This is a genomic window from Geoalkalibacter sp., from assembly GCF_030604225.1.
In the GTDB taxonomy this organism is placed as follows: Bacteria; Desulfobacterota; Desulfuromonadia; order Desulfuromonadales; family Geoalkalibacteraceae; genus Geoalkalibacter.
The window spans coordinates 1-8,720 of the sequence record NZ_JAUVWH010000129.1 but is presented as its reverse complement, the minus strand read 5'-3'; the positions used below and the strand labels follow the sequence as shown (position 1 = coordinate 8,720).

Here is an 8,720-nt window from a genome sequence, read left to right as displayed (position 1 = left end):
TATATGCAGGCCAGTAGCTCTAACGGCTAGAGCACCGGTCTCCAAAACCGGGTGTTGGGGGTTCGAATCCCTCCTGGCCTGCCAGTTTTTCCTGCAACCCTCCATGAGGTTTGACGAGAGTGCTGAAAAAAACGACCGAGTTTCTCAACCATGTCAAGGCTGAACTGAAAAAGGTAACCTGGCCGACCCGGAAGGAAACCTATGCCTCGACAACGGTGGTCATCCTGCTGGTGGTGTTCGTTACCGTCTTTCTGGGGGCTGTCGACTGGGTTTTGGCCGGCGTCGTCAAGCTGCTTCTTCGGTAAATAAGGCAGGGACCGTTATGGGAATGAAATGGTATGGCGTTCATACCTACTCCGGGTATGAAAACAAGGTGAAGGCCAATCTCGAAGAGCGGATTCGCTCCCTGGGGGCGGAGGAGCTTTTCGGCGACATTCTGATCCCCTCCGAGACGGTGGTCGAATTGCGCAAGGGCGAGCGCAAAACGTCCCAGCGCAAGTTTTTTCCCGGCTATATCCTTGTGCAGATGGAGTTGAACAACGAAACCTGGCACATCGTCAAGGATACGCCCAAGGTCACCGGGTTCGTCGGCGGCGTCAACAACCCCCCGGCGATTCCCGACGAAGAGGTGAACAAGATCACCAGCCGCATGGTGGAAGGTGTCGACCGGCCCAAGCCCAAGGTTGAATTCGAGGTTGGCGAAACGGTGCGCGTGGTGGATGGGCCATTCCTGAATTTCACTGGCGTCGTCGAGGACGTCAAACCCGACAAGGGCAAACTCAAGGTGATGGTCAGCATTTTTGGTCGCACCACGCCCGTGGAGCTCGAATTCATCCAGGTCGAAAAAACCAGTTAAGCCTTTGCTGGTTACGTAATTTACAGGGGTTTAAGGAGAACCATCCATGGCCAAGAAAATCACCGGTCAAATCAAGCTGCAGATTCCCGCCGGCAAGGCGAATCCCTCGCCGCCCGTCGGCCCGGCCCTCGGCCAGCACGGGGTCAACATCATGGAATTCTGCAAGGCATTCAACGCCAGAACCCAGGATCAGGACGGGATGGTCACCCCGGTGGTCATTACGGTATACGCCGACCGTTCCTTCACCTTCATCACCAAGACGCCGCCCGCGGCGGTACTGCTCATGAAGGCCGCCAAGGTGCCCAAGGGCTCCGGCGTGCCCAACAAGAACAAGGTCGGCAAGGTCACCCGCGATCAGGTCATCGAGATCGCCAAAATCAAGCTGCCTGACCTCAACTGTTTCGATCTGGATGCCGCAGTGCGGAGTATCGAAGGTACCGCCCGCAGCATGGGCATCGAGGTCGCCTGAAAGACGGCCTAATCGGGAGTGGAACAAGATGGCAAACGGAAAAAAACTCAAGGAAGCAAAAGCCCGAATCGACCGCACTCAGGTTTACGGCCTCGATGAGGCGCTGCGTTTGGTCAAGGAAACCGCTTGGGCCAAGTTTGACGAAACCGTCGATGTCGCCGTGAAGCTCGGCGTCGATCCGCGCAAGGCTGATCAGATGGTGCGTGGCGCGGTGGTGCTGCCCAACGGTCTCGGCAAGGACGTGCGCGTCCTGGTCTTCGCCAAGGGCGAAAAAGCGCAGGAAGCCCGTGATGCCGGCGCTGATCATGTCGGCGCCGAGGACCTGGTGGCCAAGATCCAGGAAGGCTGGTATGACTTCGACACGGCCATCGCCACGCCCGATATGATGGGCCTGGTCGGCAAGATCGGTCGTCTGCTCGGTCCCCGCGGTCTGATGCCCAACCCCAAGGTGGGCACCGTGACCCTGGATGTCGGCCGCGCGGTGCGCGAATCCAAGTCGGGCAAGGTCGAGTATCGCGTCGAGAAGGCGGGCATCATCCATGCGCCCGTCGGCAAGGTGTCCTTCGACGTGGAGAAATTGTCCGAAAACCTTATCTCGCTGGTCGACGCCTTGGTCAAGGCCAAGCCCGCCACCTCCAAGGGCGCCTACCTGCGCAAGATCAGCGTCTCCTCCACCATGGGGCCCGGCGTCAACGTCGATGTCCCCGCGGTTCAGGCGCTGGTCAAGTAATGTCGCCGGTCCCGCCGGGACCGGTTCACGATCGATTTTCACTCGCTCAGGGTCAAAGACAGCAGGGATGCTTTTAGCTGGCATTTAATGTCGCGTGCGACCCCTGCCGAGGCTTGGAGAGGGTGTGACGGCCTTAGGTTCGTCTCTCCCCCGGCCCTGCGGGACATGTGAAGGCCATGTCGGTCTTCGCCCATTCTGAAAGAAAGGAGGAGAGACATTGAACCGAAGCAGTAAAGAACAGATGGTTGCCGAACTGGTCGACCAACTCGCCGGGGCGAACGCGGCCTTCCTCGCGGATTATCGCGGCCTCAATGTCGAGAAGGTCAATCAGCTGCGCACCGAGTTGCGCAATGCCGGTGCCGAGTATCGCGTGGTCAAGAACACCCTGCTGCGCCTTGCCGCCAAGGGTACCACCGTTGAATGCCTCGACGCGGAACTGGCCGGACCCACCGCCCTGACCCTGGTCAGCGGGGATCCCGTCGCGCCCGCCAAGGTGTTGAGCGAGTTCGCCAAGAACAACGACAAGTTTCAGCTCAAGGCCGGCGCCCTGGAAGGCAAGCGCCTGAGCATCGAGGACATCAAGGCCCTGGCCGAACTGCCCAGTCGCGAAGTGCTGCTGGGTCGCCTGCTCGGGACCCTTAATGCCCCGGTCAGCAATTTCGTCGGCGTTCTTGCCGCCGTGCCCCGCTCGCTGGTGCAGGCCCTCGCCGCGATTCAAGACAAAAAGGCGGCCTGACGACAGGCCCCGCGCATTGACGACAAAGACCCATTACGGAGGATACAGGAACAATGGCTGACATTACCAAAGAGCAGGTTATTTCTTTCATCGAAAACATGAGCGTTCTTGAACTGGCTGGTCTGGTCAAGGAACTCGAGGAAAAGTTCGGCGTCTCCGCCGCCGCCCCCATGGCGGTTGCCGTCGCTCCCGGCGCCGGCGCCGCGGCCGCTCCCGTGGAAGAGAAGGACGAGTTCGACGTGATTCTCGCCTCTGCCGGCGACAAGAAAATCAACGTCATCAAGGTGGTTCGCGCCATCACCGGTCTGGGCCTCAAGGAAGCCAAGGACCTGGTGGAAGGTGCTCCCCAGCCGGTCAAGCAGGGCGTGTCCAAGGCCGAAGCCGCCGATCTCAAGAAGCAGCTTGAAGAATCCGGCGCCACTGTCGAGCTCAAGTAGTTTCCGCTTTTCTGCATAAAGCAGACCAAAGCCAAGGTCGCCTCGTGCGGCCTTGGCTGTTCTACTTTCGTCACTCAAAGGAGAAAACATGGCTTATTCCATTGCGAATAACCAGCTTCTGAGGAAACATTTCACCGAGGTTAAGCGGATTATCGATATTCCCAACCTCATCGAGATACAGAAAAATTCCTATAAGCGTTTCCTCCAGGCGGAGCTGCCTCCTTCGGCTCGCCGGAATATCGGGCTTGAAGCCGTCTTTCGCTCCGTTTTCCCTATTCGTGATTTCAGCGAAACCTGTTCGCTCGAATATGTGTCCTACGGACTTGGCACCCCCAAGTACGATGTGGAAGAGTGTCACCAGCGCGGCATGACCTTCGCCGCCCCCATGAAAGTCAAGGTCCGTCTGGTTTCCTGGGATTCCGACAAGGACTCGGGCGTCCAGTCGATTCGCGATATCAAGGAGCAAGAGGTCTATTTCGGGGAAATCCCCCTGATGACCGACAACGGCACGTTCATCATCAACGGGACTGAAAGGGTCATCGTCAGCCAGCTGCACCGCTCCCCCGGGGTGTTTTTCGATCACGACAAGGGCAAGACCCACGCCAGCGGCAAGATCCTCTACAACGCCCGGGTCATTCCCTATCGCGGTTCCTGGCTCGATTTTGACTTTGATCATAAGGACATCATTTGGGTTCGCATCGACCGTCGGCGCAAGTTACCGGCGACGGTGCTGCTCAAGGCGCTGGGCTACAGCGCCGAGGAATTGCTCAACTATTATTACGACGTCGAGGAGATCGTCTGGGACGGCGAGGGCTACAAGAAACGGGTCAATACCGACCTGTTGCTCGGCCAGCGCGCCGACCGCGACGTGGTTGACGCATCCGGTGAGGTGATCGTTCGCGAAAATCGCAAGTTCACCAAGGCCGCCGTGCGCAAGATCGCCGACGCTGGGATCGCCTACATCCCCGTCAACGAGGAAAGCGTGCTGGGCAAGATCGCTTCCACGGACATCGTCGACGCCTCCACCGGCGAGGTGATTGTCGAGTGCAACGAGGAATTGACCGCGGTGCGGATGGAAGAACTGCGCAAGCGCGGCATCAACGAGTTTAATATTCTCTTTATTGACAATCTCTATGTCGGCCCCTATCTGCGCGAGACGCTTCTGGTGGACAAGGTGGCGGGCAGCGATGAGGCGATCATCGAAATTTTCCGACGCTTGCGTCCCGGCGATCCGCCCACGGCCAAAAGTGCTACGGCGCTCTTCGACAGCCTCTTCTTTAATCCCGAGCGCTATGATCTCTCCACCGTGGGGCGGCTCAAACTCAATTATAAGTTGGGTCTCGACACGCCCCTGGAGCACACCACCTTGACCAAGGACGACATCCTGGAAGTGGTGCGCTACCTCATCGATCTGCGCAACGGCAAGGGGGCCATCGACGATATCGATCACCTCGGCAATCGCCGCGTGCGCACCGTCGGCGAGCTGCTGGAAAACCAGTACCGCATCGGCTTGGTGCGCATGGAGCGCGCCATCAAGGAGCGCATGAGCCTCCAGGACGTCGACAGCCTCATGCCCCACGACCTGGTCAATTCCAAGCCGGTGTCGGCGGTGGTCAAGGAGTTTTTCGGTTCCTCGCAGCTCTCCCAGTTCATGGACCAGACCAATCCGCTCTCGGAAATCACCCACAAGCGGCGTCTCTCGGCTCTGGGACCCGGTGGTCTGACCCGCGAGCGCGCCGGCTTCGAGGTGCGCGACGTGCATCCCACCCACTACGGTCGGGTGTGTCCCATCGAGACGCCCGAGGGACCCAACATCGGTCTGATCGCCTCGCTTTCCACCTACGCGCGCATCAACGAATACGGTTTCGTCGAAACGCCTTACCGCATCGTGCGCGATGGGCAGGTGACCAGCGAAATCAAGTATTTCAGTGCCCTGGAGGAGGAAAACCACGCCATCGCCCAGGCCAATGCTCCGCTCACCGAGGACAACCGCTTCCAGAACGAACTGGTGACGGCGCGCAAGAACGGTGAGTTCATCATGGCCAACCGCGAGGATATCGAGCTGATGGACGTTTCGCCCAAGCAGCTGGTGTCCGTCGCCGCGTCCCTGATTCCTTTCCTGGAAAACGACGACGCCAACCGCGCGCTCATGGGCTCCAACATGCAGCGCCAGGCCGTGCCTCTACTGCGCGCCGACGCCCCGCTGGTCGGCACCGGCATGGAGCGCATCGTCGCCCACGACTCGGGCGCGGCGGTGGTGGCGCGCCATGACGGGATGGTGGAGAGCGTCGATGCCGCGCGCATCGTCGTCAAGATCGACGAGAAGGAAGTCGATGAGACCGGCACCGGCGTGGACATCTACAACCTGATCAAGTTCGCTCGCTCCAACCAGAACACCTGTCTCAACCAGAAGCCCATCGTCAAGGTCGGCGATCGGGTCAAGCGCGGCGACATCATCGCCGACGGCCCGTCCACCGAATGGGGCGAACTGGCCCTGGGGCAGAACGTGGTGGTCGCCTTCATGCCCTGGGAAGGCTACAACTTCGAAGACTCGATCCTCATCTCGGAAAAGCTGGTCAAGGAGGATCGCTACACCTCGGTGCACATCGAGGAATTCGAGTGCGTGGCGCGCGACACCAAGCTGGGCAAGGAAGAGATTACCAACGACATACCCAACCTGGGCGAGGACGCCCTGGCCAATCTCGACGAAAGCGGCATCATCCGCATCGGTGCCGAGGTCGGTCCCGGTGACATCCTGGTGGGCAAGATCACGCCTAAGGGCGAGACCCAGCTTTCGCCCGAGGAAAAACTGTTGCGCGCGATTTTCGGCGAGAAGGCCGGCGACGTGCGCGACACTTCCCTGCGGGTGCCGCCGGGGGTCGAGGGCGTGGTGATCGGGGCGCGGGTCTTCTCGCGCAAGGGCGCCGACAAGGACAGCCGCACCGAGATCATCGAGAAGTCCGAAATCGACAAGCTGCTCAAGGATCAGGAGGACGAGATCCGCATCATCCGCAATTCGGCGCGCGCCAAGCTGCGCAACGTCCTGGTCGGGCACGGCTCGGCGGTGACCATCACCGACGACAAGGGCAACGTGCTGCTCGGCAAGGGCGTGAAGATCAGCGAGGACGCCCTGGCGCGCATCCCGGTATCGCGCTGGGCGGAAATCTCCCTGAGCGGCGCCGAGGAGGCCGAGGAGAAGCTGGCCGAGATCCTGCGCAGACTGCGCGAGCGCGAGGATCTGATCCGCGGCGTGTTCGCCGATAAGATCGAAAAGATCAAGCGTGGCGATGATCTGCCGCCGGGCGTGATCAAGATGGTCAAGGTCTATATCGCCATCAAGCGCAAGCTGCAGGTGGGCGACAAGATGGCCGGCCGCCACGGCAACAAGGGCGTGCTCTCGCGGGTGTTGCCCGAGGAAGACATGCCCTACATGGCCGACGGCACGCCCGTCGAGATCGTGCTCAATCCGCTCGGCGTGCCTTCGCGTATGAACGTTGGCCAGATTCTCGAAACGCACCTGGGGTTGGCCGCCCGCGGGCTGGGCCTCCAGATTCAGGCGGCGCTGGACGAGAAATTCGGCATTCCCCGGATCAAGGAGAGCATCAAGCAGGCCTACGGCGACAAGGAAACCGGCGCCTTCATTGATCAGCTCAACGACGAGGAGACCCTGTCCCTGGCCCAGCGCCTGTCCAAGGGCGTGCCCATGGCCTCGCCGGTGTTCGAGGGGGTACCCGAGGATCAGATTCGCGAGGTGCTGACCCGCGCCAACTGCGCCACCTCCGGACAGATGACTCTGTATGACGGCAAGACCGGGGAGGCCTTCAAGGAAAAGGTCACCGTCGGCGTCATGTACATGCTCAAGCTCCATCACCTGGTCGACGACAAGATCCATGCCCGTAGCATCGGGCCCTACAGCCTGGTCACCCAGCAGCCCCTGGGCGGCAAGGCGCAGTTCGGCGGCCAGCGCCTCGGCGAGATGGAAGTCTGGGCCATGGAGGCCTATGGCGCCGCTCACGCGTTGCAGGAGTTCCTTACCGTCAAGTCCGACGACGTGGCCGGCCGTACCCGGATCTACGAGTCCATCGTCAAGGGCAAGCACACGCTGGAGGCCGGTCTGCCCGAGTCCTTCAACGTGCTGATCAAGGAGCTGCAGTCGCTGTGCCTCGACGTCGAGCTTCTTGAGGAAGAGGAAGACTAAACCCCCATCCTACAAGGAGGATGTGTCTTGGAAGATATCTTCAGCCTTTTTGAGCGCCCGAAGGATCCCCTGAGCTTCAACGCCATTCGGCTCTCGGTGTCCTCGCCGGACAAGATCCGCGAGCGGTCCTTCGGTGAAGTCAAAAAGCCCGAAACCATAAATTACCGCACTTTCAAGCCCGAGCGCGACGGCTTGTTCTGCGCCAAGATCTTTGGCCCGACCAAGGACTACGAGTGCAATTGCGGCAAATACAAACGCATGAAGCACCGCGGCATCGTCTGCGAGAAGTGCGGCGTCGAGGTCATTCCCAGCAAGGTGCGCCGCGAGCGTCTCGGCCACATCGACCTGGCCTGTCCCGTTGCGCATATCTGGTTTCTCAAGTCGCTGCCCTCGCGCATCGGCACCCTGCTCGACATGACCCTCAAGGAACTGGAGAAGATTCTCTACTTTGAGGCCTATGTGGTGCTCGAAGCCGGCGACACGGGCATGCAGGTCGGGCAGCTGCTCACCGAGGACAAGTACCGCGAAGCCATGGAGGAGTTCGCCGGCCAATTCTCCGCCGACATGGGCGCCGAGGCAATTCGCGAGCTCCTGGCAGGGCTGGACCTTGAGGTCCTCGCTGTCGATCTGCGCCAGGAGATGCGCGAGGCGGCCAGCGAGGCCAAGCGCAAGAAAGTGGCCAAGCGGCTCAAGGTGGTCGAGGCCTTCCGCGAAAGCGGCAATCGCCCCGAGTGGATGATTCTTGAAACCATTCCCGTGCTGCCGCCCGAGCTGCGCCCCCTGGTGCCCCTCGACGGCGGACGTTTCGCGACCTCGGATCTCAACGATCTCTACCGCCGCGTCATCAATCGCAACAATCGGCTCAAGCGCCTCATCGAGCTGCGCGCGCCGGAAGTCATCATCCGCAACGAAAAGCGCATGCTGCAGGAATCCGTCGATGCGCTCTTCGACAACGGCCGGCGTGGGCGCGCCATCACCGGCCCCAACAAGCGGCCGCTCAAGTCGCTCTCCGACATGCTCAAGGGCAAGGGCGGACGTTTTCGCCAGAACCTGCTCGGCAAGCGCGTCGACTACTCCGGGCGCTCGGTCATCGTCGTCGGCCCCGAGCTCAAGATGCATCAGTGCGGCCTGCCGAAAAAGATGGCCCTGGAGTTGTTCAAGCCCTTTATCTACAACAAGCTCGAGGAAAAGGGCTACTGCACCACCATCAAGAGCGCCAAGAAGCTGGTGGAGAAGGAAAAGCCGGAAGTCTGGGACGTGCTCGACGAGGTGATCAAGGAACACCCGGTCATGC

7 protein-coding genes, 1 tRNA gene and 1 pseudogene are annotated in these 8,720 nt (G+C 60.6%); all 9 read left to right on the top strand.

Features of this window, described 5'->3' with window-relative positions:
* Nucleotides 1–7: 7 nt before the first annotated feature.
* Nucleotides 8–84, top strand: a tRNA-Trp gene (locus QAT43_RS12560).
* 35 nt (nucleotides 85–119) lie between these two features.
* Nucleotides 120–305 (top strand): preprotein translocase subunit SecE, encoded by a 186-nt coding sequence (secE, locus tag QAT43_RS12555; RefSeq protein WP_305043426.1) that lies wholly within the window; start codon nucleotides 120–122, stop codon nucleotides 303–305.
* A 17-nt stretch (nucleotides 306–322) separates the two neighbouring features.
* The gene (nusG, locus tag QAT43_RS12550) at nucleotides 323–856 is read left to right on the top strand and encodes a transcription termination/antitermination protein NusG (RefSeq protein WP_305043425.1); all 534 of its coding nucleotides are present in this window, start codon (nucleotides 323–325) and stop codon (nucleotides 854–856) included.
* 46 nt (nucleotides 857–902) lie between these two features.
* Nucleotides 903–1,325 (top strand): 50S ribosomal protein L11, encoded by a 423-nt coding sequence (gene rplK / locus QAT43_RS12545; RefSeq protein ID WP_305043424.1) that lies wholly within the window; start codon nucleotides 903–905, stop codon nucleotides 1,323–1,325.
* Between the two features lie 28 nt (nucleotides 1,326–1,353).
* Complete coding sequence (gene rplA / locus QAT43_RS12540) at nucleotides 1,354–2,055, top strand: 50S ribosomal protein L1 (RefSeq protein WP_305043423.1); 702 nt, start codon at nucleotides 1,354–1,356, stop codon at nucleotides 2,053–2,055.
* 217 nt (nucleotides 2,056–2,272) lie between these two features.
* Entirely contained in the window at nucleotides 2,273–2,791 is a 519-nt protein-coding gene (gene rplJ / locus QAT43_RS12535; protein WP_305043422.1) for a 50S ribosomal protein L10, read from the top strand.
* Between the two features lie 53 nt (nucleotides 2,792–2,844).
* Nucleotides 2,845–3,228 carry a 50S ribosomal protein L7/L12 gene (rplL, locus tag QAT43_RS12530; RefSeq protein WP_305043421.1) on the top strand — a complete coding sequence of 128 codons (384 nt, stop codon included), beginning with the start codon at nucleotides 2,845–2,847 and terminating at the stop codon, nucleotides 3,226–3,228.
* 88 nt (nucleotides 3,229–3,316) lie between these two features.
* A complete protein-coding gene (gene rpoB / locus QAT43_RS12525) occupies nucleotides 3,317–7,426 on the top strand; it encodes a DNA-directed RNA polymerase subunit beta (RefSeq protein WP_305043420.1) in 4,110 nt (1,369 codons plus the stop codon).
* 27 nt (nucleotides 7,427–7,453) lie between these two features.
* Nucleotides 7,454–8,720: pseudogene (locus QAT43_RS12520) on the top strand (DNA-directed RNA polymerase subunit beta'); the annotation flags it as partial.

Bases quoted from the DNA above. Each gene is read 5' to 3' on its own strand.
- nusG (WP_305043425.1), top strand. From the start codon at position 323: ATGGGAATGAAATGGTATGGCGTTCATACCTACTCCGGGTATGAAAAC.
- rplL (WP_305043421.1), top strand. From the start codon at position 2,845: ATGGCTGACATTACCAAAGAGCAGGTTATTTCTTTCATCGAAAACATG.
- rpoB (WP_305043420.1), top strand. From the start codon at position 3,317: ATGGCTTATTCCATTGCGAATAACCAGCTTCTGAGGAAACATTTCACC.
- rplK (WP_305043424.1), top strand. From the start codon at position 903: ATGGCCAAGAAAATCACCGGTCAAATCAAGCTGCAGATTCCCGCCGGC.
- rplA (WP_305043423.1), top strand. From the start codon at position 1,354: ATGGCAAACGGAAAAAAACTCAAGGAAGCAAAAGCCCGAATCGACCGC.